Below are 22,995 nucleotides of genomic sequence, written 5' to 3'. Positions count from 1 at the left end.
CGCCCGATCACCCGGCGCCGCCACGGAGACGGCAAAGCGCGTCTCCGTGGCAGGCCTGGAGTGCTACGTCAGCAACCTGCGCCGACGGTGATGCTGGTGCTGGTGACAACACCGGCGCTGGCACCGACCGAGAAGGCAGCGCATTCGGGGCTGGAGGCCGACACGAACGCCGAGACCGGGCTGATGCCGGGTGCCGATTCCGCGTTGACGTGAGCGAGCTCTTCGCTGCGGACGTAGTTGGCGTATCCGGAGATGAGTGACTGAGAATTGGTCATGATGCTCCTTCGAGAGTGGATGGTCTGATCTTTGGATTCTCGGATCGAGAGGGTCAGGCGTGTCGAGCGTGGTGGAGCGGTCAGCAACCCCAGGTGATGGTTGCTCCGACACCGCCGGAGCTGATGACGCTCACTGCGGTTCCACACGCGGTTGACGAGGTGCCGATGAAGCTCAGAATGCCGGGCGTCGCGGACGGAGCTGCTTCACTCATCTCGGTCAATTCCGGTGCTGCCGCGTAGCTGCGGTATCCAGCCACCAGGGACTTCGTAACTGCCTCTGACATGATGTCCTTCCTTTCGTTCGTTCGGTCATTTCCTGATGTCGAGGAGCAGATGCCCCTCGCCTGGCCGTGCGGCCAAGTCTTGGGTTGCCGACTCTTCTAGTGCGCCGGCGAGTCGAGGTTGCGGTACACCGCGGCAGGGTCGATGTTGGCCGTGATGAGCTGCCGTCGAACAGCTTTGGCCAGATCGGGTGCGGCGGTCAGCCCCTCGGCCACGATCGCTTTGGCAATGGTGTTGCTGCGGTGTTCTCCGAAGCTCGTCCCACCGCGTGGGGTCGAGATGTCGGCAGGCTCCCATGCCATCGATACGCCGTTGGTCACCTGACGGCAGAACAGTGAGCCCGGGGCGTGCGGCCGGTCGCTGCGGAGATGGTCCGCGATCTCGTCGACCGCGTGCCAGCTCTCGGACGGCAGGTACACCACCATCCCGTCGTTGCGCGGGAACCCCGAGCGCCGCGACACGATCTTGACACGCAACGGCAGGCGTCGCTCTTCGATCCATCTGGTGAACGATCCCCACACCTCGATGGCTTCTTCGGCGTCCCCGAGGTGGCGGTACAGGCGGAGCAGACGGGACGTGTGCCCGGCACCCGCCGTGGACGTGTAGAACATGAACCCCAACGACAGTCGACTCTCCACCGAGGGCACCGCGGCCACAACGGTGTGCTCGCCCTCTGAGAGAATGGTGTTCGATTCGAAGAAGACCCGAACACCGTTGATCGACAACACAACTCCAGAGTCGCCGGGAGCGCGTTCGACGAGGGTCATCGTGGAAGCTCGATGTTTGACCGGCGTCGCCTCGTACAATCGCGACTCGAGTTCGGGATCTTCGAGAAGCGCAGGGATGAACTCGCTGTCACCCGCGCCTGCGGACATGCCCGCATGCAGGTTGCGGTAGAGATGCCCACCGAGGTCGCGCTGCAGCTCGGCCGGGGACTCGGCACTGAGTTCGGTTCCGTCGAAAGTCACTTCGCAAGAACCGGATTCAGCAACCGTCAATGCACTTGTCCGCGCGATCAACCATCGGACCGCCTGATCGAGTTCGACGTGTGAGGTGCTGCCGTCCGGTTGTCCATGTCGTAGTTGTTCATGTTGTAGTTGTTCGTGTCGTTGCACTGTGGTCACGCCGCGACCCTCCCCTCGGTCATGCCGAGCGCCTCGGCGTAGTCGCCGCCGCCGAGAATGGCCTCGCGGCCGATGCCTGCCAGCGCGCGATCGAGTGCCGACAACCGCCCGAAGTACGTTCCGGCCGCAAGCGCCCGATCGAACAGTTGCCAGCCGAAGTACTGAACACTTCGCGCAACGAACTCAGGGTCGGCCGCGTCGGCCCGGACCGCGCGGTACGCGTCCCATACCGCACGGGCACCCGGCGTCGCCTCGGCCAATGCAGCCGTGCCCCGCTCGATGATCTCGGTGTCGGTGACCGATTCTTCGTCGCCACCTGCAAACGAGGCCAGGCTCTTTCGCATCCGATGGTAGAACACCTCGCCCATCAGAGCGCCGACGTCGCGGGCGCCGTCCTGGAGCCGGAAATCCTCCCAGTCGAGGATCCAGTTGGTCTCGCCGGCCAGCAGGATCTGGTCTCCGCGCAGATCTCCGTGGATGGGTACCTTCGGCGTCGGTGTGGTCGCGAGCTGGTCGAGCGCTGCCCGTAAACCTGTATCGGACTGGATGATTCGCCACATGTCGAGCTGGCCCATGGTGGACCCGTAGTACATCTGGGTGGAGATGGCGTTCGGTCCGTGTGGCGGGAAGAACGGTGTGGTGTGGTCGGTCACCGAGGCATCGCGCACCGGCAAGCAATGCAGTCCCGCGACGCATCGACCGACACGTTCGAGGGTTGCGAAGTCGATGTCGTCGTCTCGGAGCAGTTGACCCGCACTGACCGCGTCGTCGATGAACTCGTACACCACCGTGTGACTGTCGTTGTCACGAGCGAGAAGTGCGGGCGTCGCAGTGTGAGCGGGCGCGTCGGACACGTCGATCGCATCGTGGAACGACACACTTCGGGTGTACCGGTCCACCGCGCCCAGTCCGGTCATGCGTTTGATGAACACGGTGTGCGCGCCCTCGAAGGTGATCTGGCCGCTGATGTTGCGGCCGAGCAGGGGTTTGACCTCAGTGATCTCATCGACATCTCGGCCCAACTGCGGGATCACGTGCGCGATCGAGGAGAGGAGTTGCTTCTCTTGCCGCCGGAACACGGGTTTTGTCATGACGGCACGTCTTTGCGGTACAGCGACAGGCAGCGTGGGCTGTCGGGGCCGAAAGGTGTACTGCCCCAATCAGCCCAGCGCTCGGCCAATGTCAGACCCGCGTTGCGGGCAACGGCGTCCATCTCGTAGGGGAACAGGTATCTGAGGACGTGCGTGTAATTGAACTGTTCGCCATCTCGGAAGACGAGGTTCTGGGCGATGAGCAACTGCCGGCTCGGCTCGGCCACGTACTGCTCCAGCTGGGTGGTGGAGGCGTCGAGCTGGCGCATCTGCACGTCCGGTTGGCGAAGACCATGGTAGTGATTGGGATTGAAGGTCTCCACCAGGAAGAACCCGTCGTCAGTGAGATTGGCTGCGGCATTGCCGAATACCGCGACCTGCTCGTCCAGGGTCTTCGCGACGAACAGGGTGTTTATCATGAGCAGGACGGCATCGAATGTTCCTTCGACCCTCTCGGTAATGAAGTCTTGCTCCACCACCTTGACCCGCCCATCGACGTCTTTCTCCTTCAACTTCGCCAGCATTTCGCTGGAGACATCGAGGCCGGTCACCTCAAATCCTTTTTCTGCCAATGGCATTGCGATCCGGCCCGTGCCCACTCCGAATTCGAGAACTCGATTGCCCTTGGCCCGCGACCTGACGAACTCACAGAATGTTGCGGTGTCATTGAAAAAGTCCGGGTACAGCAGATCGTAGATCTGTGCGATCCGGGCGGGATAGAGATCTTCTCCAGACATGCGAAAAACCCTCTCTCACACCGATTGTTGGCGTCTGCACTCTGCGGTGACTCGTGACGGAAGTGCCGGTTCAACCTAGGCCTTGCTTCGTTCTCGCCGCGATCCACGTTATTGATGAACTACCCGGGCTTCAACGTAGATAACGCCCACACGGGCCTATTAAGGAGTTGTTCACATTGCATCCACGAGGGCTTTACCGTGAGCGGCGACAACCGGACCGGCGTCTCACATATTCTTTATGACTTCGAGTAAATGCGAAGTATTCTTTACAATTATGTGGCGCTGGTTCATCTCGAATTGATTTATCGAATCACTTTCTTGCTAATTCAAATTTCTGGGCTGATCGGCGTTTGAATCCCGGATCCATCGGCGCCTACTGGGCGCGTGGCCGCGGCTCGACGAGATCCAAAACCGCGGGCCGGGCAGAGGCTCCAGCCGGGCCGACGGCTCGTCGCTCGGGCCGGACGCCGACCGTGGCCACGTAGACTGGTTGCAAATGATTAATGTCGAGCGTCATCCCATTAATCCAGTCACCGACTGGAGCGATGCTCGACGCGTGGCACGCCTTCGATCGACCCGGCTCGGCAGCAATTGGCGACGGTTCGGCCGTGTGCGGCGCGGGGCTCTGCGTGTGGGGCTCTTGCTCATCGCGCTGTCGATCCTGTGTGCCCACTACTACGCGCTGGATGTGCAGCCCGAGCGCCAACGTCTGGCGATGACCCATCCTCGTCTCCATCACATCCACGACGCTCAGAACCCGCTCGACAGCGGTACAGCAGTGGTCGACCTGGTCGGACTGGGGAATGTCGACGCCAGTGACACGGCGCGGTCCCTCCCGGCTTTCACGGCCATCGGTCAGGTGTGGGCGGTGCAGTACGACAACGCCGGTCTGGACACGGCCGTCATCAGCCGGCTGGTCACACAGCACTCCCGTCGGGCCGGCGTCAGCAGGATCGTCGTCGCGGGCCACAGCATGGGCGGCATCATCGCTCTGGAAGTCGCCGAGCACCTGTACGAGGACGGGGACCTCGAAGTCCGGGCTGTGATACTCGACTGCACGCCGATCGACCTCCACGCCGTGCGTGCGGAGAGCCGAGACGCAGGCGAAGACATGCTGCGCTGGATGGGGTGGGTTCCGGGTGCCCGCGAGAGCCGAGCCCTGCGCCTTGTGGTGGAGACCGCCGCGCGCAGAGATCGATACCTCTTCCGCCCGTCCGACGGGCATCCGCTGGTGGATACAGGAGAGCTCACCGGCGTGGTGAAAGAAGTGCTCCGCAAGAAACTGTTGTCCGACGATACGGCCAGCAACGGGTTGATCGAATCCCAATTCAAGGCAATTGTCGCCTCGGGTGCACAGAATGATCTGCAGACCCTCACCACGGAGTCGGGCGACCGCACCCCCCCGGCGATCATCTTCATGCGTCCGGCATTCGGCGCAGACGACCCGGTGGTCGACGTCGACTACAGCCAGCAGGTGCTGCTCGACGACATCGCCGGCACCGACGCGCAGCTTCTCGTGGTGCGGATGGCCGGGACCGGCCACGCGAATCCCAAGCAGCAGCCGGGGATCTACAACGCTGCCATCGACACCAAGGTGGCGCCGTTCCTCGACCGGATGGACGAGCGTGCGGACACATCGGTGACGATCACGCGGGACACGGACGTCGCGGGGGCAGTCAGCTCGCCGTGAGGCAGTGCCCCACCGACGCAAGAAGACCACCGACGCACAAGAACCTCCGACTCCTGCTTCATCCTCCGGTTGCAACCGGAGGATGAGACAGATGTCGGAGGTTCTTTGCGGGTGGTGCCGGCCGATCTACTCGGCGACAGCATGCTCCGGCTTGACGTCGGCCTCGGCTGCCGCCGGTCGTTTCGCCGATCGGACCATCGTCGCCGCGAGGACGAGGACCACCGACATGATCCCGCCGACGAGGAACGCGAGGTGGATACCGTCGGCGTTCGCGACGACCGCATTGCTGCCGTCGTCGAAGGACGACTGCGTGCCCCGCGTCATCAAGGTGATGAACAAAGCGGTACCCGCGGCTCCGGCGACCTGTTGAACGGTGCTCACGGTTGCGCTGCCGTGCGAGTACAGCTCCGGCGGAAGCGATCCCAGCGCCGATGTCATCAACGGGGTGAGACCGAAAGCGATTCCCGCGCTCAGGATCACATGCGCGATGATGACGGTGTACAGCTCCGATTCGGAGTCGAGGGTGGCCAGCAGCCACGTGCCCGCACTCATCGCGATCGCGCCCGGGAGCACCAGTGGCCGGGCACCCCACTTGTCGTAGAGACCACCCACCAGTGGTCCGAGCAGACCCATCACCAGACCACCGGGCAGCAACACCAAACCGGTTGTCAGGACGTCTTTGTCGAGCACGTTCTGCAGGTACAGCGGCAACAGGATGAGGGCGCCGAACAACGTCAACATGAATCCGCCCATCAGGCCCACGGCCAGACGGAACGACCCGACCGCGAAGGTGCGCAGATCGAGCAGCGCGCGGCCCTTCTGGACGAGCTTGAGCTGGCGGGCGACGAACAGTGCCAGCGACACGACGCCGATGGTCAGCGGCAGCCACGGTGGCACCGGTGCGTGCCCGGACGCAGACTCACCGATGCTGCTCAGCCCGTAGACGATTCCACCGAAACCGAGAGCGGACAACGGAACAGAGATCACGTCGAGGTGAGCGGCCCGCGGTTCGGTGACATTGCGGACAAAGATCCCGCCCATGATGGTGACCGCCACGGCGATCGGCAGGACGATCCAGAACATCGCCCGCCAGCTCAGTGACTGGAGGATCAAACCGGACACGGTGGGTCCGATCGCCGGTGCCACCGAGATCACGATGGTCACCAAGCCCATCACCCGCCCGCGGGAGTGCTCGGGTACGACGGTCAGAATCGTGGTCATCAGCAGCGGGATCATGAGCGCCGTGCCCGAGGCCTGGATGACGCGGGCGACCATCAACAGCTCGAAACCGGGCGCCAACGCGGCGACCAGCGTTCCGACGGTGAACGCGGCCATCGCCGCTATGTAGACGGACCTGAGCGCGAAGCGCTGCAGGATGAACCCGGTGGTCGGGATCAGGATCGCCATGGTCAACAAGAAGCCGCTGGTCAACCACTGCGCCGTGGGCGCACTGATGTCCAGATCCACCATCAGGGTCGGTAGTGCAACGCTGAGGATCGTCTCGTTCAGGATCACCACGAAAGTCGCCACGAGCAGCAGGCTGATCAACAGCACACTGCCCGACGGACTTCCGCCATCCTTGGGTGACGCCTCGGCGCCCACGGTCACGTTTTCGGTCACAGGTTTCATCCCCCACTAGTCCTTTACAACTCGTGCAGCATATACCAACTGTCAGTGACTGCCACATTGGCAGAGGGTGACGAAAAACCATTTGACAGCTAAGCTCCGCACCATGACAGCCCAGCCGCTCGCCGCGCCCGATCTGCGTACGCGGCGTCGCACGGAGACTCGCCTGCAGATTCAGCAGGCCGCGCTGGACCTGTTCGAGCAGCAGGGCTTCGAGTTGACGACGGTCGACGAGATCGCGGCTTCCGCGGGTGTGTCGGCGCGGACCTTCTTCCGGTACTTCGCCACCAAAGAGGACTCGGTCCTGTTCGACATGTACGGCTTCGACGAGGCCTTGCGAGCCTGCGTCGCAGGCGCCGAACCCAGCCGATTTGAACTCGCGGATGTCGAACGGGCCTTCGAGGGCGTCATCGCGAGCATTCGCGAAGAGCAGGGTGAGCTGGCGACCACGATCCTGCGCATCCAGAAGCTGGTGTCGGCCAATCCGTCATTGAGCAAAGCGGCCATGGGGCGGTGCGCGGACTCGTCACATCACCTGCTCACCTTGATCGACGACGACGGAACGCCCGGGCGGCGTTCCCACATCCGGATGATCCTCGAGATCGCGCAGTTGGCCTTGCAATGCGCTTTCGATGAGTGGGTCAACTCGTGCGCTCCGAGCCTGACTGATGCCGACTTGCTGACCATCTATCGCCAGGTGTGCGCGCGGGTTCGCCAGCTCTGAGGACCCGGCCTCCTTACCCACCCCACGTTTCTGCCCACCCTCGACCTGATGAGCACACGGCCCCTTGACTCGGACACATTGTGTCTGAGTATACTCGGACTATAAGTATCCGAGTAAAGGAGAGCGCCATGAAGATCGTTATTTTCGGCAAGGGACTCATCGGGAGCCAGGTCGCGACAAAGCTGGAGGAATCCGGACACGACGTCGTCGCGCTGGGACGTGAATCCGGCATCGACACCACAACCGGCGCCGGACTACCCCACGCCATGGAAGGCGCCGATGTGGTCATCGATCTCACGAACTCGCCGTCATGGGCCGACGACGACGTGATGGCATTCTTTCGCGACTCCACGGCGCATCTGCTCGCCGCCGAAGAGGCGGCCGGCGTCGGACATCACGTGATCCTGTCGATCGTGGGCGCTGACCGCGTACCCGACTCCGGCTATATGCGGGCGAAGGTTGCTCAAGAAGAGCTGGTCAAGGCCGGCCGAGTTCCATACTCGATCGTCCGATCCACCCAGTTCTTCGAGTTCATCGCCGGTATCGCCGATGCCGGCGCAGACGGCGGAACCGTGCATGCCACTCCGGCGCATCTGCAGCCCATTGCCTCGCACGACGTGGTGAACCGAGTTGCGCAGGTCGCCACCGGCGCTGCGCTGTGCGCCACTGTTGAGATCGCGGGACCGCAGCCACTGGGCATCGATGAATTGGTTCGACGACTGTTCGCCGCCACCGGGGATACCCGAACCGTCCTATCCGACCCCGATGCCGGCTACTTCGGCGCCAAGCTCGACAACTCGTCCATCACCCCGACTCCCGGCGCGGACGCGTGGATAGCGCCGACCACCCTGGACGAATGGCTCAAGACAAAGTTCTGAGGCGAGGACGGGGACGATCCACTGATCCCCCCGCCGCACGGGCTCAGGGTGCCTGGGCGTGGTTAGAGTCGGTGACATGAAGCTATCCGCCGGCGTGGAGTGGTCCCTTCACTGCTGCGTGGTGCTGGGACAGGCAAATGGTCCCGTACCCGCTGCTCGCTTGGCCGAGCTTCACGGCATTTCCAAGACCTACCTTGCAAAACACCTGCAGTCACTGGCCCGCGCCGGAATCGTTCACCCATCCGAAGGACGCGATGGAGGGTACGTCCTGACTCGCGGACCTCAGCACACCACCGTTCTCGATGTGGTGCAGGCGATCGACGGCAAAGAACCGGCCTTCCGATGTACCGAGATCCGGCAGCAGGGCATCTTGGCAGCTCCGCCGGAGGAGTGTCTGTCGGCTTGCGGGATCGCGAAGGTCATGGCACAGGCCGAACAGGCTTGGCGGTCAACACTTTCCGCTGTCAGTATTGCCGATCTCGCGGCGACGCTCGATGTCGATGCACTCAAAAGGGTGCTCGCGATGCCGGGCAGCTGATCCACGATCTCGCAGAACCCGCACCTGGCCGGGGCGCTGTGATGGGTCACGGAGTCTTCGCCGGGTTGGTCCTGAGCTGACGACGGTTGACGCGGCGGCCCCTCGAACGAAGGGATGCCGCATATGCCACGGTGGTCACATGCTCTACGAATACCGCTTCGACGTGGTGTCGTTTCTCGTCTCGCCCGCCCACGCGTACTTCGGTCGAGCGAAAGACGGACCTGCGGCGCACGTTGCCACCCAGACACCCGATTCCGTCGAAATCGTGGCAGACAAGGGAATTCGCGGTGACCGCTTCTTCGGCGTCCGTGCCCATACCGAAGCAGCGGTGACCTTTCTGGCGCTCGAAGCGTGGGAGGCCGCGGCTGGTGGTGTCGACCCCTCCGTGGCCCGGCGCAACGTGATGGTGCGCGGACTCGAACTCGACCCCCTGCGCGCTGAGGAGTTCGAGATCGACTCCGGTGACGGGCCGGTTCGGTTCCGTGGCGGCCGACCCGCACATCCGTGTAGCTGGATGGATTCGATGGCCGGCGAGGGCACCAGAAAAGCGCTCATCGGCCGGGGTGGGTTGCGAGCGCAGCCACTGACCTCCGGGATCCTCACCACGGGCCCCGCGATCATTCGATGCAACACGGAACTGGATCCTTCTCGGGCCGCCGAACAGGTGCGCCGGGCGCAACCGACCTGAGTGCGCTGCCATCTGGTCGGTGCCGTCCCGAAAACCACCGGAGACGTGCCAGACTTCGCGCATGACCGAGAGCAAACCCGACCTGGTCCTACTCCACGGCGTGACGATGTCCGGATCGGCGTGGTCCGACGTGATCCCACTGTTGTCGCAGGCTCACCGAGTACATACGCCCACCGCACTCGGTCACCGCGGCGGTGCGCCGGCACCGACCCGCCGACCGGTCACCCTCGGCGACATGGTCGATGACGCCGAGCGCATCCTCGACGATCTCGGTCTCGACCGACCACATCTGGCAGGCAACTCGATGGGTGGCTGGATGTCCATCGAACTGGCACGCCGCGGTCGCGCTGCAAGTGTTTGTGCGCTGTCTCCGGCAGGCATGTGGTCGATCGGGAGTGCAAGCCAGGATCACGCGGTTGCGCGGCTACGTCGCGAGGTCGCTCTGACAAGGGTTAGCAGGCCCATCGCCCCACTCGCACTGAAACTCGCAGCCGTGCGGCGAATTGCCATGCGCGACATCGCCTGGCGCGCGGATCGACTCACACCTGCCGCGGCTCTCACTGCGGCAGATGACCTTCTGGGTTGCGCGGTGACCGTCGATCTCCTCGGTACCCGTGAGCACCTCGAACCGCTCGACCCCCTGCCGTGTCCGATCACTGTCGCATGGGGGCAGCACGACCGGATCTTCCCTGTCGACGTCAACGGCGCCATCGCGCGCGATCGCATTCCGCAGGCCACGTTCACGGTGCTGACCGGCGTCGGTCACGTTCCGATGATCGACGATCCGGCTCTGGTGGCCGACACCATCATCGGCACCATCGGTGCGGCCCGTTCGGATTGAAGGACCCGGCCCTGCAGAAGCGCGCTACAGCGTTGTCGCCATCCCGCCGTCCACCGGAATCACTGTGCCGGTCAGATAGGAGCCCGCCCGGCTCGCCAGGTAGATGACGGCGCCGACCATGTCGTCCGGACGGCCGATCCGCCCCAACGGAGACGCGGCCTCGATCTCGGCGCGAAGGTCTTTGAGGATGGGCGCCATCATCCGCGACTCGAATGGTCCTGGCGCTATGGCGTTGACGGTCACGTGACGCTCGCTGAGATCGCGGGCCAGGTGGCGCGTGAGCTGATGTACGGCAGCCTTGCTCGCCGAATAAGAGTAGGAAGCTGTGCGCGGCACGCGGATTCCGTCGATGCTGCCGATCATGACGACCCGCGAAGGATCGTCTGCGGTGGCCGTTCGCTCCAGCATCGGAAGCAGGGCCTGCGTCAGGACAAACGGCGCCCGAACATTCAGATCCAGGACCCGAGACCATGCCGAGTCGGGGAACTCGTCCAGCGGGGCACCCCACGTGGCGCCGGCGTTGTTGACCAGGATGTCCAGACCGTCCACCCGGTCGGCAACCTTCTCGGCCAGTTCACGACAGCCGTCTGTGGTCGAGAGATCGGCCTGGATCGCCGTCAAGCCGTCGGCCTCGGCCGCTTCGAGAGCCGGCCGCTTTCGTCCTGCGATGACAACGCGTGCGCCGTGTTCGTGCAGTCCGTGGGCGATCATCGCCCCTATACCGCTGGTACCGCCGGTGACCAGCGCAGTCTTGCCGGCGACGTCAAATAGGTTGCGGCTCATACCCTGAGTCACTTCAGTCATATCTTCAGGTTCTATCATCCGGGCGGGGCTTCGCGGGCCGCTTCGAGAGCCGCGGTGTCAGCAACGGCTCAGGGTAGGACTGTCAGTCCCTGACTAGGTCCCACGATCGCGGATACCGTGGCGACCATGGAACTCGGATTGCATATCGCGGACTTCACCTACCCTGCCGGGCCGTCCGGACTGGCGGACGATCTGGTCACCATCGCGCAAACAGCTGAGGCGCAGGGATTCGCCAAGCTCAGCGTGATGGATCACCTCTGGCAGATCGGCCCCGTCGGCCCTGTCGACACCGACATGCTCGAGGCCTACACGGCGCTCGGCTACCTGGCCGCGGTGACCGAGAAGGTCGACCTCCTCGCCTGGGTGACGGCCACCGTCTACCGCGAGCCCGGACTGCTCGCAAAAGCGGTCACGACTCTTGATGTGCTGTCCAAGGGCCGGGCCTACCTGGGCATCGGTGCGGCTTGGAACGAAGAAGAATGCGTGGGCCTGGGTCTGCCGTTCCCGAGCACGGCCGAGCGGTTCGAGCGCCTCGAAGAGACCTTGCAGATCTGCCTGCAGATGTGGAGCGATGACAACGGGGCTTACGACGGCAAGCACTACCGTCTCGGAAGCACACTCAATGTGCCACAAGCGTTGCGCCGGCCTCACCCGCCGATCCTGATCGGCGGCAGCGGAGAGAAGAAGACCCTGCGGATGGTCGCCCAGTACGCGCAGGCGTGCAACCTGTTCGGCGGACCCGATGTGGAACACAAGCTCAATGTGCTTCGCTCGCACTGTGAGTCACTCGGCACCGACTATGATGCGATCGAGAAAACCGTCATGTTCCCTCTCGACCCGGGGGCAGATGGCGCGAACGTCGACGAGCTGCTCGGGCAACTCAAACCACTGGCAGATCTGGGTGTCACCCATGTTCACGGCTGGGTTCCGGGGGTTGCCGAGATCACCCCGCTGGAGATCCTCGGCGACCGCGTCATTCCCGTGATCGCGGATTGGTAAAGAGGTAGGGCGAGTGCCCGATCCCGGTCGTGGGCGTGCGAAAGCTCAACGCAGACAAGCGCTTTTCTAGACCACCCGCAGTGACCCACCCGCCAAGCATGCGAACTTCCCGTCCGCATTGTTCGAACACGTGTTCGACAATGACCGATTCTGTTGGTATACTTGGTGAAAGGGGTTCGAGGGCTGGGGGGCTTGTCGATGAGTGATTCGGTGACGGTGGATCCACCGCCAATGCCGCTGTTGGTGGGGTTGTATCGCGATCTTGATGCGGTGCTGCAGCGGATTGCTGCCACGTCAGCAGCTGATGTTGATTGATGTGCAGGTGGCCGAGTTGGTGCGGATGAACGAGAGAGTTGTTCGGGCACTGACGTTTCAAGGCCTCAAGCGGTTGCAGGAGGTGAATGATCGGGGCCTGTTCCGTAAGGCTGGTCATTCGACGTTGCATCGGTTTGTGATGAGTGAACTGCGGGTCTCTCGTGGTGATGCCTCCTCGCGGTTGAAAGCACTGGATGCTGCTGGTGTGTTGTTGTCGATGCAGGGCGAGGCGCTGCCCCCGAAATGCCCGGCCGCCGCCCAAGCCCTCGCCGACGGAACAATTGGGTTGGCGCACATGGATGTGATGCTCAAAGTCCGCGACCGCATTCCGCACAAATCAGCGCCGGAAGTGTATGACGTGGTCGATGCCTGGATGACCGACAACGCCCGCACACTGGGCCCCACCGAACTCGAAGTCTGCGGGCGGGAAGTCCTGGCGCGGGTTGATCCGGACGGGACACTGACCGATGACGCTGACCGCAAACGCAATCGTGGTTTGTCCGACGGTCCCCAAGGGTTGGACATGATGGCCAAAATCAGTGGCAACCTGGACCCGGCAACGTTGGCGCTGTTTCGAACCGTGATGGATGTGTGGGCAGCACCGGGAATGAACAACCCCGACGACCCCAACTCGCCCACCGGTGCCGTCGACGACCCGACCATGGACCCAGCGATCATCGAAGCCGCAGCCGGCCGCGACACCCGTTCCCGCGCCCAACGGCAGCACGATGCATTCAAAGCAATCCTCAAGACCATTCTGGAGTACAAACTGTTGGGGACTTCGCACCGTGGCCTGCCGGTGCAGGTCATCATCACGATGACCAAACAGCAACTTGATGAGGCCGCGGGTATCGCCCACACCGCCTCCGGTGTTGACCTGCCGGTCAAGGACGCTCTCGAACTCGCCGCCCGGGCGGAGTGGTCGTTGGCGGTGTTCGCCAACCACTCCGCCGACGTCCTCTACTTCGCGCGGACCAAACGCACCGCCCAACAAGGCCAACGGATGGCGTTGTTCGCCAAAGACCGAGGCTGCACCAGCCCAGGCTGCCGTAACCCCATCTCCTGGACCGAAATCCACCACACCACCGCCTGGGCAGACGGCGGACACACCGACATCGACGAACTCGCACCGGCGTGCATTCCACACCACGCCATGATCGGACCCGGCGAAGACCAATGGCAGACAGTGATGGTCACCGACGGACCCGACGCCGGCCGAGTCGCGTGGATCCCACCCACATACATCGACCCCGACCAACAACCACGCATCAATCGAGCCCACCACACCGACCACACCATCGAAGCGGCATGGCAAAACATCATCGCCGAACGCCAACAAGCACTCAACGACCGCGAGCAACGCATGCAGCTACAGCAACACAACCCGGCCGAGTTGACCGCGAACCTGGATGACACCGCCGAAGACTCGGCAGAACAGGTCGAGGAATAGCGGCCACCAGAAACCCTACTATCCTTGATCACGGGCGCGCTTCGCGCTGGATTTGAACACCGCTGTCGTGCAAAGACTTAGACGTCAGCCGCCACTGCGACCGCGATCAACAAACGCTCCCGACTATACGGGCAGACCGTTCTCGTCGACGTCGCTCGCTGGTCGGCGGCGAGACAAGAAAGCAAGTGCAATTCCGCACGCAGCAACGGTGACCGCGGCCAAGATCACTTCAGTGGTGGTGGGCTGGTAGCCGTCGAAGCCCGATGAGCCCGATGAGCTCGAGAAGCTGTAGGCGACCGTTATTCCGGCGACGGGGAACAGAGTGGCTGGTCCGGCGACCGCGATAGTGCTGACAGGCGCGGTCGTAGGTAAGCAAGCTGCGACCGCGTGCGCGCCCGCTACCGGAACGATGAATGCGGCGACGATTCCCGCGGCATCCCAGGGCGATCCATCTATTGCGGTCATGAGTGTGCAGGCGAGGAGCACGCCCATGGCGATCATGGGGTGTGCCCAGCGGCGTCCGGTCACGAGACCACCGACGATCAGGACCACGAAGACCAGGAGCATCGGCCATGATTCTTGCCATCCGGGCGAGCCAGGTGCAGCGGTCACCGTTGCGAGCATCGCAAGTAACACCAGACCGTTGCGGTGCGGCAACCACCACACGCCGACGATGATAACCGGCAGCAAAACTATGCCGTATGCCCACGTACCGCCCTCGATGTCGTCGCCGGATCCTACGGTGGCAATGAACCACCACCATGACAACAACGCGACGACTGGCACGCCGATCCCGAGCGTCAAAGTGGGCCCCAGAGCAGAACGCTGCGTAGCTGATCGGCCGTTATCGTCGGGGAATCGGGCGTGTGGAGGTCCGGTGAACCTTGCGGCAGCGAACAGCACGAGTGCGGCAACTACACCGACAACCAGCGGCCAGTCGGGGGGCGTGCCGGTTGGCGTGTAGGCGCCGGAGTACGTGACCGATGAGCGGTACTGCTCGAGTGGCCGGGCCAACCAAGCGCCGACCAGGGCACCAGCGAAGAGCCAAGTCTGCAACAACTCTCGGCTGTCTTCTTGCCCTGCCAACGATCCCGTCGCAGCGATCAACAGTCCTGCGGCCACGGCGCTGACGTAGCTTGCCCAATTCGCAGACGTGCCAGCGGCAGCCACGACACCAAGGGCCACCAAGCCGGCGACGCCGACGAAGAAAACAAGAGAGCGACCCATCAACACACTGACGACAACCGCGACCACTGCGCACAACGCAACACACGCGACGTCACCCTGATATAGCACTCGCCACGGATCGGACTCGAACACCAACTGTCCGCCACCGAGGCGGGTCAGGAGCACCACGACGGAGATGAACGCACCTACTGCCACCGCGGCCGAGACCAGCACCCTATTCACCATGCTGAATCCTCGATGTGTGCGCAGCAGTGTTGGTCTCGCGCCTGCAGCTCATATGCCGCAGTGTGTCAGAGGGAGCCTCAGCACGGCGGGTACCTGGGCTGAAGCCCCTCGCAACCGGCCCGTTTGTGAACCGTCGAGGGTGGGTAAAGGCTCTTCGCCTCTGACAGCACCGGAAAGGACGCCATGAGCAACCCCAATTACGATGCAGCCCCACCCGCGACGACCACCACCACTGCCCCCGCGTCCGGCAGCGGCCGAAAGATCTCCACGATCCTCGGGCTCATCCTCGCTGCGCTCCTGGTGATCGCACTAATCGTCTTCGTGGTCCAGAACACCGAGCAAGTACATATCGAGTTCTTCGGGCTCAACCTCGACATGGCGCAAGGTGTCGCCCTGCTCCTCGCCGCCGTGGTCGGATTCCTGATTGCGCTGCTCGGTAGCGGCATCCTTCGGCTGCGGCGCAAGGTGCGGGACCGTCACCGCTGATGTTGCTGGCGTCTGCGTACGCGTGACCGTTGTTGGACGAGGGTGACCAGACACCGACAGCACCCGCCACTAAGCTCGGCAAGATGACAGTGCGGGCAGGAATCGTGGTGACCGGTACCGAAGTCCTCACCGGCCGGGTCACCGACCAGAACGGCCCGTGGGTCGCTCAGCATCTCCTCGACCTCGGTGTCGACGTCGCGCACATCACCGTGTGCGGTGACCGCCCGGATGACCTCACGGCACAGCTCCAATTCCTGGCCGACCAGCGCGTGGACCTCATCGTCACCACCGGTGGCCTCGGCCCGACAGCTGACGACCTCACCGTTGCAACGGTCGCAGCGTTCTGCGGACGCGAACTGCACCTCGACGTCGAGCTCGAAAAGCACATCGATTCCATCGTGCAACGGTGGCGCGGACGGATGACTTCTGCGCCCGACGCTGCGCCACTGCGTGAGGGCATCCGCAAGCAGGCGATGGTTCCCGAAGGCGCAGAATCTATTCCGCCCACCGGCACCGCCCCCGGAGTGGCCATCGCCGCCGAGGTGGTCGATTCCGTTCCGGTTCGGCCTGCCATCCTGGTGTTGCCGGGGCCACCCCGAGAATTACAGACGATGTGGCCGACGGCGCTCCAGACGGCCCCAGTGGTCGAGGCTCTGGCAGGACGGTCGGAGTTCAATCAGTCGACGATCTTCGCGTATGGATTGTCCGAAGCAGATCTGGCAGCAACGCTGCGGACCATCGAGCACGAAATCAGCGGCTTCGATGATCTGGAGATCACCACCTGCCTGCGGGTCGGCGAGCTCGAGATGGTGACTCGCTACCCAGAGTCGGCTGCGGGGGCGTACTCCCAATTGGCAGAGCAGATCACCGCCCGTCATGGCGACCGGATCTTCTCGACCGACGGGTCGACCATCGACGATCTGGTGGCGGCAGCGCTCGCCGGCCGTCGTATCGCGACCGCAGAATCATGCACTGGCGGCCTCGTCGCGGCACGACTCACCGAACGACCCGGATCATCGGCATATGTGATGGGCGGCGTCGTCTCGTACGCGAATGAGGTGAAGTCCGGCCTTCTCGACGTCCCCGCGGAAATGATCGCCGAGCACGGCGCCGTCAGTGAACAGGTCGCCGCGCGAATGGCCGAGGGTGCGCTGAGCCGGGTCGGCGCTGACGTGGCGGTGTCCACAACCGGGGTCGCCGGGCCCGGCGGTGGATCCGACCTCAAACCGGTGGGCACGGTTTGCTTCGGGGTCGCGGTGACGGGTCAGCCGACCGTCACGAAGACTCGACGCCTACCCGGCGACCGGACGAGTGTGCGGGCACTGTCGACGACAGTAGCCATGCACCTGCTTGCGGAGGTCTTGGACGCAGCCGAACGGCTGTGACTCGACTGTGCTCTGACCCGTTTGCATCACGCAACCAGAAACCGAACTCTGAGCGGACCAGGCGATATCGCCGTCCTCGCCGACAAATCGCATTTTGCTGCCTGCACACAACCACTTCGTTTACGGTCGCGACAGTAGATGGCCGCGATACGTCAAGAAGGTGATTGTGCAATGGGATTCACCACGCCGACTCTGCCCAGTCTCGAGATGGACGAGTGGAGCCGCGGGACCCGTGCGGAGAAGATCCGCCCGTTGGCCCGGCATTGGGCGGAGGTCGGCTTCGGCACACCCGTTGTGCTGCACCTCTTCTACGTGGTGAAGATCCTCCTGTACATCGTGGTGGGTGGGCTGATCGCCGGGTCGACGTCGGGTCTCGGCGGCGTCACGCAGATCAGCAGTTGGTGGGACGAGCCCATCGTCTTCCAGAAGATCGTGATCTACACCCTGCTCTTCGAGGTACTCGGGCTCGGCTGCGGATTCGGTCCACTCAACAACCGGTACTCGCCCCCGATGGGGTCGGCCCTCTATTGGCTGCGACCGAACACCATTCGACTGCCGCCATGGCCTCGGGTGATCCCATTCACCGCGGGCAGCAACCGAACTCCCGTCGATGTATTGCTCTACGCTGCGCTCCTCGTGACGTGCGTGCTCGCTTTGTTCTGGGGCGGTGATGGACCGGCGCCCGATCTCGGCAGCGATGTCGGCCCGCTTCCCATCTGGATCCCGAGTGCCGTGCTGATCGCGCTCGCGCTGATCGGGCTGAGGGACAAGACGGTTTTCCTGGCAGCTCGCGGTGAGGTCTACGGCGCACTCGTGGTGACTTTCTTGCTCGCAGGCGCCGACATGATCCTTGCCGCGAAGATCGTCTTTGTCATCATCTGGATGGGTGCCGCCACCTCCAAACTGAACAAGCACTTCCCGTTTGTGGTGTCCACGATGATGTCGAACAACCCGATCGTGCGACCACAGCGGATCAAGCGAAAGTTCTTCGAGCACTTCCCCGATGACCTGCGCCCAGGCCGCCTCTCACGTGTGGTGGCGCACGGTGCCACGGTGATCGAGATGGGTGTGCCCCTGATCCTCTTCTTCTCGCACGGTGGCTGGCCCACCGCCATCGCGGCCACCGTGATGGTGGTCTTCCATCTGGGCATTCTCAGTGCCATCCCGATGGGCGTGCCGCTGGAGTGGAACGTCTTCATGATCTTCGGGCTGCTGTTCCTGTTTGTCGGCCACGCGGACGTCGCGCCCTCCGACGCCGATCATCTCTGGCTTGTTCTCTCGCACTCACCGGTGTGAGCGCGGCGGTCGTGGTGGCGGGCAACCTGTTTCCCGGCAAGATCTCGTTCCTGCCGGGAATGCGTTACTACGCAGGCAATTGGGACACCACCCTGTGGTGCATCACGCCGTCCGGCTCGGCCAAGATCGAGGCAGGCATCGTCTCGATCGCCAGCATGCCTGCCGCCCAACTCGAGCGCGTCTACGGCAAGGAACGCCTGGAGATCCCGTTGTATCTCGGCTACGCCTTCCGCGCGATGAACACGCACGGCCGGGCCCTGTTCACCCTGGCGCATCGAGCGATGACCGGACGCAACGAGTCGGACTATCTGCTCACTGACGGGGAACGCATCTGCAGCACGGCGCTCGGATGGAACTTCGGTGACGGCCACCTCCACAGCGAACAGCTCATCGCAGCGCTACAGGAGAGGTGTCATTTCGAACCCGGCGAGGTACGGATCGTGCTGCTCGAAGCCCAGCCGATCCACCGCGGAACCCAGCAGTACCGGCTCGTCGACGCAGCCACAGGAGAGTTCGAGCGCGGCGAGGTGCGGGTGGCCGACATGGTGACCCGTCAGCCGTGGGACGACGACGTACCGGTGCACGTTCATTCGGCAGTCGAACCCTGAATGCCGTGCGCGCTCAGCGGTATCCGTTGCCCAGATCGGCACTGAACTCCTGCGCCACCGATACCAGGAAGCCGGCGGTGTCGGCAGCAAACGACTCCGCCGTGGCACGCGCCGACGATGTCGAGCAGGCCAGTGCTCCGACCACCGATCCGCCGGCGTCGCGAACGGGTGCGGCCAGTGAGATCAGGCCCACCTCCAGCTCCTGCTCGGTCAGTGCGTAGCCCTGCTCGCGCACCTTGGCCAGCTCGCGTTGGAGCTCGTCACCTGACGTCACCGTCGCCGGCGTCAGGGCATGCGCAAAGTCCGAGTTCTCGATCACCGAGCGGACCACACCGGCCGGAGCCCAGGCAAGCAAAACCCGACCCATCGATGTGGCGTATGCAGGGATCCGGGTACCCACCGACACGTTGATGCTCATGATCCGGCGCACCGGAACGCGCGCTGCGTACACCACTTCGGCTCCGTCGAGCACGCCGAGCGACGCCGACTCGTGAACGGTCTCGACGATCTTGAGCAGATGCGGCATTGCGGTATCGGCAAGCGAATGCGACGCGGTGTAGTGCTGGCCGATGCTCAGGACGCGCGGGGTAAGCGACCAGCGGCCATCGCCACCGGATACGTAACCGAGCCGCTGCAGTGTCAGCAGTATGCGACGTACCGCGGGCCGAGAAAACGATGTGGCTGCGGCCAATTCCGCCAACGTCGGGTTGGGACGATCAGCGTTGAAGGCCAAAAGGACCGCAAAGCCGCGTTCGATGCTCTGGATGTGGTCCCGATCCCGCTCGGCCCCGACTTCGGTCACCATTGCCCCCTCGATAGTCGCGGTTCAACCGTACGCAATGCGGACAGTTGGTGGCCGATCAGGTTGTGCGTTCGAAGACCGCGGCAAGACCCTGCCCACCACCGATACACATGGTCTCCAGGGCATACCGGCCCTCTCGACGGTCCAGTTCGCGCAGCAGGGTCGCCAGGATCCGCGCACCCGTGGCCCCGACCGGATGACCCAGTGAGATGCCTGACCCGTGCGGATTGAGTCGCTCATCGTCGGCGTCGATCCCCCATGCCCGCAGAACGGCCAGCACCTGCGCCGCAAAGGCCTCGTTCAGCTCGATCACGTCCATGTCCCCGAGCGTGAGATCCATTCGACCCAGCACCTTCTCGACGGCGCCCACCGGTCCGAAACCCATCCGCCCCGGCTCCACCCCGGTTGTCGCCCACCCGGCCAACCGGGCGAGTGGACGCAGTCCGAGCTCCGCTGCCTTCGCCGGGGTCGTCACCACACACGCTGCGGCACCGTCGTTCTGACCACTGGCGTTTCCCGCAGTCACCGTCGAGTCGGGATCGACTGCACTCCGGATCGGCCGCAAAGCCGCCAGCGACTCGATCGTGGTGTCTGCACGTGGATGCTCATCTCGATCGACCACCACGGCCGCGCCCCGCCGTTGCGGCACCTCGACGCCGACGATCTCTTCTGCGAACACACCGTTGTTCTGCGCGGCAACGGCCCGGCGGTGCGATTGGACAGCCAACGCATCTTGGTCGGCGCGGCTGATGCCGAACTCGGCCCGCAGGTTCTCCGCGGTCTCGATCATCCCGCCCGGGACGGGGAAGTTGGCGCCACCGGCGGTGACGCGGGCCCGTGCGAGGCGATCGGCGAGTTCCACCCCGGCGCCCTTGACACCCCATCGGATCGAATCGGTATAGAACTCTGCCTGGCTCATCGATTCGGTACCACCGGCGATCACCACGTCACCGGCCCCGGTCATCACCTGCATGCACGCCAACAGCACTGCCTGCAGGCCTGATCCGCACCGGCGATCCACCTGCATGCCGGGCACCGAGATTCCCATGCCGGCGTCGAGGGCCGCGACCCGGCCGATCACCGGAGCCTCACCACCCGGCGTCGCCTGACCCAGGATCACGTCGTCGATCTGATCACCGGATAACCCGATACGCTGCAGCAACTCCCGGATGAGTGTCCCCGCCAACGTCTGCGGTGGAACATCTTTCAGCGATCCACCAAAACGTCCGACGGGTGTGCGCAGCGGTTCACAGATGACGGCATCTGGCATGGGTGGGCTCCTGAATCGGTTTGTGTGAGTTGGGTTTGCGGGAGTTCGGTCCCGGGCGCTCAATTCACCGGGAGTTCGGGGTTCGGGCGAGGTCGGCCGTGATCTCCGCGGCCGTCGTCTGTAACTGCGGGAGCAGATCAGCGTGGACGGCGTCGACGCTGTATCGAGCCGACTGGGTCGATATGTTGATCGCTGCGATCACCGCCCCGTCGCGTCCGTGCACCGGCGCGGCGAGCGAGCGCAATCCCAGTTCGAGTTCCTCGTCGACGATGCAATAACCGTCGCGGCGGACCCGGTCGATCCCCTCTCGGAGCTCGCGCACAGTGGTTTTGGTGTGTTCGGTGAGTGCCACGGGCGACACCCTGGCGAGGTGATCGTCCAACTCGTGGTCGTTCAGACCCGCCAGCAGCACGCGCCCCATCGATGTCGCGTATGCCGGAAACCGGGTGCCGATGGTGATGGAGACCGCCATGATGCGGCTCACCGGAACACGTGCGACGTAGACGATGTCGTCGCCGTCGAGAATCGACACCGACGCCGACTCATGCACTTTCGCGGTGAGCGCCTCCAGGTGCGGGCCCGCCAGTTCCGGAAGGGACAGACTCGACAGATAGCTGTACCCCAGGTCGAGAACGCGTGGTGTGAGCCAGAAGGCGTTACCGTTCGAGCGCACATAGCCGAGGTCGACGAGGGTGAGGAGAAACCTCCGCGCCGCCGGCCGGGACAGTCCGGTTGCTGCCGCGACCTCGCTGACCGTCTGCCTCGGGTGGTCGGCATCGAATGCCCGGATCACCGCCAGCCCTCGGGCCAGTGACTGGACATGATCGCCGGGAGTGGGTGTCATGCGTCCACGATATGAGCCCGGAGCAGAGCCGAGACCTCTGTTGCCCGTTCCAGGTTCACCAGGTGGGCGCCGGGGTCGAGCACCTCGAACCGGGCCCCGGTGATGCCATCGGCCAGGATCTGCACCGTGTCCGGTGGGGTGGAAGGGTCTTGCGCTCCCGCGATGGCCAGAGTGCGCGCCGAGATCGCAGTCAGATCGGCACGCGAATCCCAGTCCGCGAGAGCCTCGCAGCATGCGGCGTATCCCTCGTCGTCGGTGCCTCGCACCATGGCGACCGCCTTGTCGACAACGTCTGGATGCGACTCGGCAAAATCGGCCGTGAACCACCGTCCGACAACAGCATCGGTGATCGCGCCTGTCCCCTGTGCCCGCACGGTTGCCGCCCGTTCGACCCAACCCGCTGCGTCCCCGAATTTTGCAGCGGTACACAGCAGCGACAATGTAGCGACCTGGTCTGCCGCCGATATCGAGATGTGCTGCGCCACAGCGCCGCCGAGCGACAATCCGACCAGGTGAAACCGCTCGACGCCGAGGGCACCGAGGGTCGACAGCACGTCGGTGGCAAGGTCGTCCACCGAATACGGCCCCGGCGGAGTCGGTGAATCCCCGTGTCCACGAAGATCAAAGGCGATCACGTGCAGCCCGCCATCGGCAAGCGCTTCGATCTGCGGGTTCCACATGGAGCGGTTCGAGCCCAGCGACCCCAGGAGCACAACCGTGTCCCGACCGTCCTGCGCCCCGGCCACCGTGCGCGCGAGATCAACTGACATGCACAACCCTCCTCGTTGATGTGCACGCATAACTGTACGTACTGCGTACGACTGTACTT

The 22,995-nt window shown here is 63.9% G+C and carries 22 protein-coding genes and 1 pseudogene; 11 read left to right on the top strand and 12 right to left on the bottom strand.

Going from position 1 to position 22,995, the window contains the following annotated elements; all coding sequences use genetic code 11:
- Nucleotides 1-68 precede the first annotated feature (68 nt).
- The 5 genes from WIMU1_RS05610 to WIMU1_RS05590 form a co-directional block, all read right to left on the bottom strand.
- Nucleotides 69-275: a hypothetical protein gene (locus WIMU1_RS05610; RefSeq protein WP_023955406.1), complete on the bottom strand. Its 207-nt coding sequence runs from the start codon at nt 273-275 to the stop codon at nt 69-71.
- Nucleotides 276-355: 80 nt separating this feature from the next.
- Nucleotides 356-559 carry a hypothetical protein gene (locus tag WIMU1_RS26115; RefSeq protein WP_133248684.1) on the bottom strand — a complete coding sequence of 68 codons (204 nt, stop codon included), beginning with the start codon at nt 557-559 and terminating at the stop codon, nt 356-358.
- A 96-nt stretch (nt 560-655) separates the two neighbouring features.
- Nucleotides 656-1,525, bottom strand: a complete 870-nt coding sequence (locus WIMU1_RS05600; protein ID WP_157366786.1) for a T3SS effector HopA1 family protein — start codon at nt 1,523-1,525, stop codon at nt 656-658.
- A gap of 152 nt (nt 1,526-1,677) precedes the next feature.
- Entirely contained in the window at nt 1,678-2,772 is a 1,095-nt protein-coding gene (locus WIMU1_RS05595) for a phosphotransferase (RefSeq protein ID WP_084248006.1), read from the bottom strand.
- The gene (locus WIMU1_RS05590; RefSeq protein ID WP_062795434.1) at nt 2,769-3,509 is read right to left on the bottom strand and encodes a class I SAM-dependent methyltransferase; all 741 of its coding nucleotides are present in this window, start codon (nt 3,507-3,509) and stop codon (nt 2,769-2,771) included. The genes WIMU1_RS05595 and WIMU1_RS05590 overlap by 4 nt, the downstream gene beginning before the upstream one ends.
- 496 nt (nt 3,510-4,005) lie before the next feature.
- Here WIMU1_RS05590 and WIMU1_RS05585 point away from each other — a divergent pair, with 496 nt between their 5' ends.
- Nucleotides 4,006-5,199 carry an alpha/beta fold hydrolase gene (locus WIMU1_RS05585; protein ID WP_062795433.1) on the top strand — a complete coding sequence of 398 codons (1,194 nt, stop codon included), beginning with the start codon at nt 4,006-4,008 and terminating at the stop codon, nt 5,197-5,199.
- 126 nt (nt 5,200-5,325) lie between these two features.
- Here WIMU1_RS05585 and WIMU1_RS05580 read toward each other — a convergent pair whose 3' ends face one another.
- Nucleotides 5,326-6,828 carry an MDR family MFS transporter gene (locus tag WIMU1_RS05580; protein WP_084248005.1) on the bottom strand — a complete coding sequence of 501 codons (1,503 nt, stop codon included), beginning with the start codon at nt 6,826-6,828 and terminating at the stop codon, nt 5,326-5,328.
- A gap of 103 nt (nt 6,829-6,931) precedes the next feature.
- On the opposite strand from WIMU1_RS05580, the gene WIMU1_RS05575 reads away from it, so the two are divergent.
- The 5 genes from WIMU1_RS05575 to WIMU1_RS05555 all read left to right on the top strand — a co-directional run bounded on the left by WIMU1_RS05575 (nt 6,932) and on the right by WIMU1_RS05555 (nt 10,494).
- Nucleotides 6,932-7,549 (top strand): TetR family transcriptional regulator, encoded by a 618-nt coding sequence (locus WIMU1_RS05575; RefSeq protein ID WP_062795432.1) that lies wholly within the window; start codon nt 6,932-6,934, stop codon nt 7,547-7,549.
- 128 nt (nt 7,550-7,677) lie between these two features.
- A complete protein-coding gene (locus WIMU1_RS05570; protein WP_062795431.1) occupies nt 7,678-8,427 on the top strand; it encodes an SDR family oxidoreductase in 750 nt (249 codons plus the stop codon).
- Between the two features lie 76 nt (nt 8,428-8,503).
- Entirely contained in the window at nt 8,504-8,965 is a 462-nt protein-coding gene (locus WIMU1_RS05565; RefSeq protein WP_062795430.1) for an RrF2 family transcriptional regulator, read from the top strand.
- A gap of 139 nt (nt 8,966-9,104) precedes the next feature.
- A complete protein-coding gene (locus tag WIMU1_RS05560; RefSeq protein WP_062795429.1) occupies nt 9,105-9,653 on the top strand; it encodes a hypothetical protein in 549 nt (182 codons plus the stop codon).
- Nucleotides 9,654-9,714: 61 nt separating this feature from the next.
- A complete protein-coding gene (locus WIMU1_RS05555; RefSeq protein WP_062795428.1) occupies nt 9,715-10,494 on the top strand; it encodes an alpha/beta fold hydrolase in 780 nt (259 codons plus the stop codon).
- A 24-nt stretch (nt 10,495-10,518) separates the two neighbouring features.
- Here WIMU1_RS05555 and WIMU1_RS05550 read toward each other — a convergent pair whose 3' ends face one another.
- Complete coding sequence (locus WIMU1_RS05550; protein WP_062795427.1) at nt 10,519-11,298, bottom strand: SDR family oxidoreductase; 780 nt, start codon at nt 11,296-11,298, stop codon at nt 10,519-10,521.
- A 126-nt stretch (nt 11,299-11,424) separates the two neighbouring features.
- Here WIMU1_RS05550 and WIMU1_RS05545 point away from each other — a divergent pair, with 126 nt between their 5' ends.
- Together WIMU1_RS05545 and WIMU1_RS05540 are read left to right on the top strand one after the other, a co-directional pair.
- Complete coding sequence (locus tag WIMU1_RS05545; RefSeq protein WP_030169478.1) at nt 11,425-12,297, top strand: LLM class F420-dependent oxidoreductase; 873 nt, start codon at nt 11,425-11,427, stop codon at nt 12,295-12,297.
- A 304-nt stretch (nt 12,298-12,601) separates the two neighbouring features.
- On the top strand, nt 12,602-14,062 hold the full coding sequence (locus WIMU1_RS05540) for an HNH endonuclease signature motif containing protein (RefSeq protein ID WP_158599281.1): 1,461 nt from the start codon (nt 12,602-12,604) through the stop codon (nt 14,060-14,062).
- A gap of 123 nt (nt 14,063-14,185) precedes the next feature.
- Here the strand turns inward: WIMU1_RS05540 and WIMU1_RS05535 are convergent, their stop codons facing one another.
- Nucleotides 14,186-15,475 carry a hypothetical protein gene (locus WIMU1_RS05535; RefSeq protein WP_147431422.1) on the bottom strand — a complete coding sequence of 430 codons (1,290 nt, stop codon included), beginning with the start codon at nt 15,473-15,475 and terminating at the stop codon, nt 14,186-14,188.
- 183 nt (nt 15,476-15,658) lie between these two features.
- On the opposite strand from WIMU1_RS05535, the gene WIMU1_RS05530 reads away from it, so the two are divergent.
- The 3 genes and pseudogenes from WIMU1_RS05530 to WIMU1_RS05520 all read left to right on the top strand — a co-directional run bounded on the left by WIMU1_RS05530 (nt 15,659) and on the right by WIMU1_RS05520 (nt 19,250).
- Nucleotides 15,659-15,961: a lipopolysaccharide assembly protein LapA domain-containing protein gene (locus tag WIMU1_RS05530; protein WP_084248004.1), complete on the top strand. Its 303-nt coding sequence runs from the start codon at nt 15,659-15,661 to the stop codon at nt 15,959-15,961.
- An 83-nt stretch (nt 15,962-16,044) separates the two neighbouring features.
- A complete protein-coding gene (locus WIMU1_RS05525) occupies nt 16,045-17,346 on the top strand; it encodes a competence/damage-inducible protein A (RefSeq protein ID WP_062795903.1) in 1,302 nt (433 codons plus the stop codon).
- A gap of 171 nt (nt 17,347-17,517) precedes the next feature.
- Nucleotides 17,518-19,250: pseudogene (locus WIMU1_RS05520) on the top strand (DUF3556 domain-containing protein).
- 13 nt (nt 19,251-19,263) lie between these two features.
- On the opposite strand, the gene WIMU1_RS05515 reads toward WIMU1_RS05520, so the two are convergent.
- The 4 genes from WIMU1_RS05515 to pcaD all read right to left on the bottom strand — a co-directional run bounded on the left by WIMU1_RS05515 (nt 19,264) and on the right by pcaD (nt 22,936).
- Nucleotides 19,264-20,055, bottom strand: a complete 792-nt coding sequence (locus WIMU1_RS05515; protein ID WP_062795424.1) for an IclR family transcriptional regulator domain-containing protein — start codon at nt 20,053-20,055, stop codon at nt 19,264-19,266.
- 55 nt (nt 20,056-20,110) lie between these two features.
- Nucleotides 20,111-21,322: an acetyl-CoA C-acetyltransferase gene (locus tag WIMU1_RS05510; protein WP_062795423.1), complete on the bottom strand. Its 1,212-nt coding sequence runs from the start codon at nt 21,320-21,322 to the stop codon at nt 20,111-20,113.
- A 64-nt stretch (nt 21,323-21,386) separates the two neighbouring features.
- A complete protein-coding gene (locus WIMU1_RS05505; RefSeq protein WP_062795422.1) occupies nt 21,387-22,166 on the bottom strand; it encodes an IclR family transcriptional regulator in 780 nt (259 codons plus the stop codon).
- The gene (pcaD, locus tag WIMU1_RS05500; RefSeq protein ID WP_062795421.1) at nt 22,163-22,936 is read right to left on the bottom strand and encodes a 3-oxoadipate enol-lactonase; all 774 of its coding nucleotides are present in this window, start codon (nt 22,934-22,936) and stop codon (nt 22,163-22,165) included. Before pcaD ends, WIMU1_RS05505 begins: the two co-directional genes overlap by 4 nt.
- Nucleotides 22,937-22,995: the final 59 nt, after the last annotated feature.

This window comes from Williamsia muralis NBRC 105860, assembly GCF_001598915.1.
Taxonomy (GTDB): domain Bacteria; phylum Actinomycetota; class Actinomycetes; order Mycobacteriales; family Mycobacteriaceae; genus Williamsia; species Williamsia muralis.
This window is presented reverse-complemented; position numbering and strand designations above follow the sequence as displayed.

Excerpts from the sequence above, each read along its gene's own strand:
- WIMU1_RS05610 (WP_023955406.1), bottom strand. The coding sequence starts at position 275 with ATGACCAATTCTCAGTCACTCATCTCCGGATACGCCAACTACGTCCGC.
- WIMU1_RS26115 (WP_133248684.1), bottom strand. The coding sequence starts at position 559 with ATGTCAGAGGCAGTTACGAAGTCCCTGGTGGCTGGATACCGCAGCTAC.
- WIMU1_RS05595 (WP_084248006.1), bottom strand. The coding sequence starts at position 2,772 with ATGACAAAACCCGTGTTCCGGCGGCAAGAGAAGCAACTCCTCTCCTCG.
- WIMU1_RS05590 (WP_062795434.1), bottom strand. The coding sequence starts at position 3,509 with ATGTCTGGAGAAGATCTCTATCCCGCCCGGATCGCACAGATCTACGAT.
- WIMU1_RS05585 (WP_062795433.1), top strand. The coding sequence starts at position 4,006 with ATGATTAATGTCGAGCGTCATCCCATTAATCCAGTCACCGACTGGAGC.
- WIMU1_RS05580 (WP_084248005.1), bottom strand. The coding sequence starts at position 6,828 with ATGAAACCTGTGACCGAAAACGTGACCGTGGGCGCCGAGGCGTCACCC.
- WIMU1_RS05575 (WP_062795432.1), top strand. The coding sequence starts at position 6,932 with ATGACAGCCCAGCCGCTCGCCGCGCCCGATCTGCGTACGCGGCGTCGC.
- WIMU1_RS05570 (WP_062795431.1), top strand. The coding sequence starts at position 7,678 with ATGAAGATCGTTATTTTCGGCAAGGGACTCATCGGGAGCCAGGTCGCG.
- WIMU1_RS05565 (WP_062795430.1), top strand. The coding sequence starts at position 8,504 with ATGAAGCTATCCGCCGGCGTGGAGTGGTCCCTTCACTGCTGCGTGGTG.
- WIMU1_RS05560 (WP_062795429.1), top strand. The coding sequence starts at position 9,105 with ATGCTCTACGAATACCGCTTCGACGTGGTGTCGTTTCTCGTCTCGCCC.
- WIMU1_RS05555 (WP_062795428.1), top strand. The coding sequence starts at position 9,715 with ATGACCGAGAGCAAACCCGACCTGGTCCTACTCCACGGCGTGACGATG.
- WIMU1_RS05550 (WP_062795427.1), bottom strand. The coding sequence starts at position 11,298 with ATGACTGAAGTGACTCAGGGTATGAGCCGCAACCTATTTGACGTCGCC.
- WIMU1_RS05545 (WP_030169478.1), top strand. The coding sequence starts at position 11,425 with ATGGAACTCGGATTGCATATCGCGGACTTCACCTACCCTGCCGGGCCG.
- WIMU1_RS05540 (WP_158599281.1), top strand. The coding sequence starts at position 12,602 with ATGTTGATTGATGTGCAGGTGGCCGAGTTGGTGCGGATGAACGAGAGA.
- WIMU1_RS05535 (WP_147431422.1), bottom strand. The coding sequence starts at position 15,475 with ATGGTGAATAGGGTGCTGGTCTCGGCCGCGGTGGCAGTAGGTGCGTTC.
- WIMU1_RS05530 (WP_084248004.1), top strand. The coding sequence starts at position 15,659 with ATGAGCAACCCCAATTACGATGCAGCCCCACCCGCGACGACCACCACC.
- WIMU1_RS05525 (WP_062795903.1), top strand. The coding sequence starts at position 16,045 with ATGACAGTGCGGGCAGGAATCGTGGTGACCGGTACCGAAGTCCTCACC.
- WIMU1_RS05515 (WP_062795424.1), bottom strand. The coding sequence starts at position 20,055 with ATGGTGACCGAAGTCGGGGCCGAGCGGGATCGGGACCACATCCAGAGC.
- WIMU1_RS05510 (WP_062795423.1), bottom strand. The coding sequence starts at position 21,322 with ATGCCAGATGCCGTCATCTGTGAACCGCTGCGCACACCCGTCGGACGT.
- WIMU1_RS05505 (WP_062795422.1), bottom strand. The coding sequence starts at position 22,166 with ATGACACCCACTCCCGGCGATCATGTCCAGTCACTGGCCCGAGGGCTG.
- pcaD (WP_062795421.1), bottom strand. The coding sequence starts at position 22,936 with ATGTCAGTTGATCTCGCGCGCACGGTGGCCGGGGCGCAGGACGGTCGG.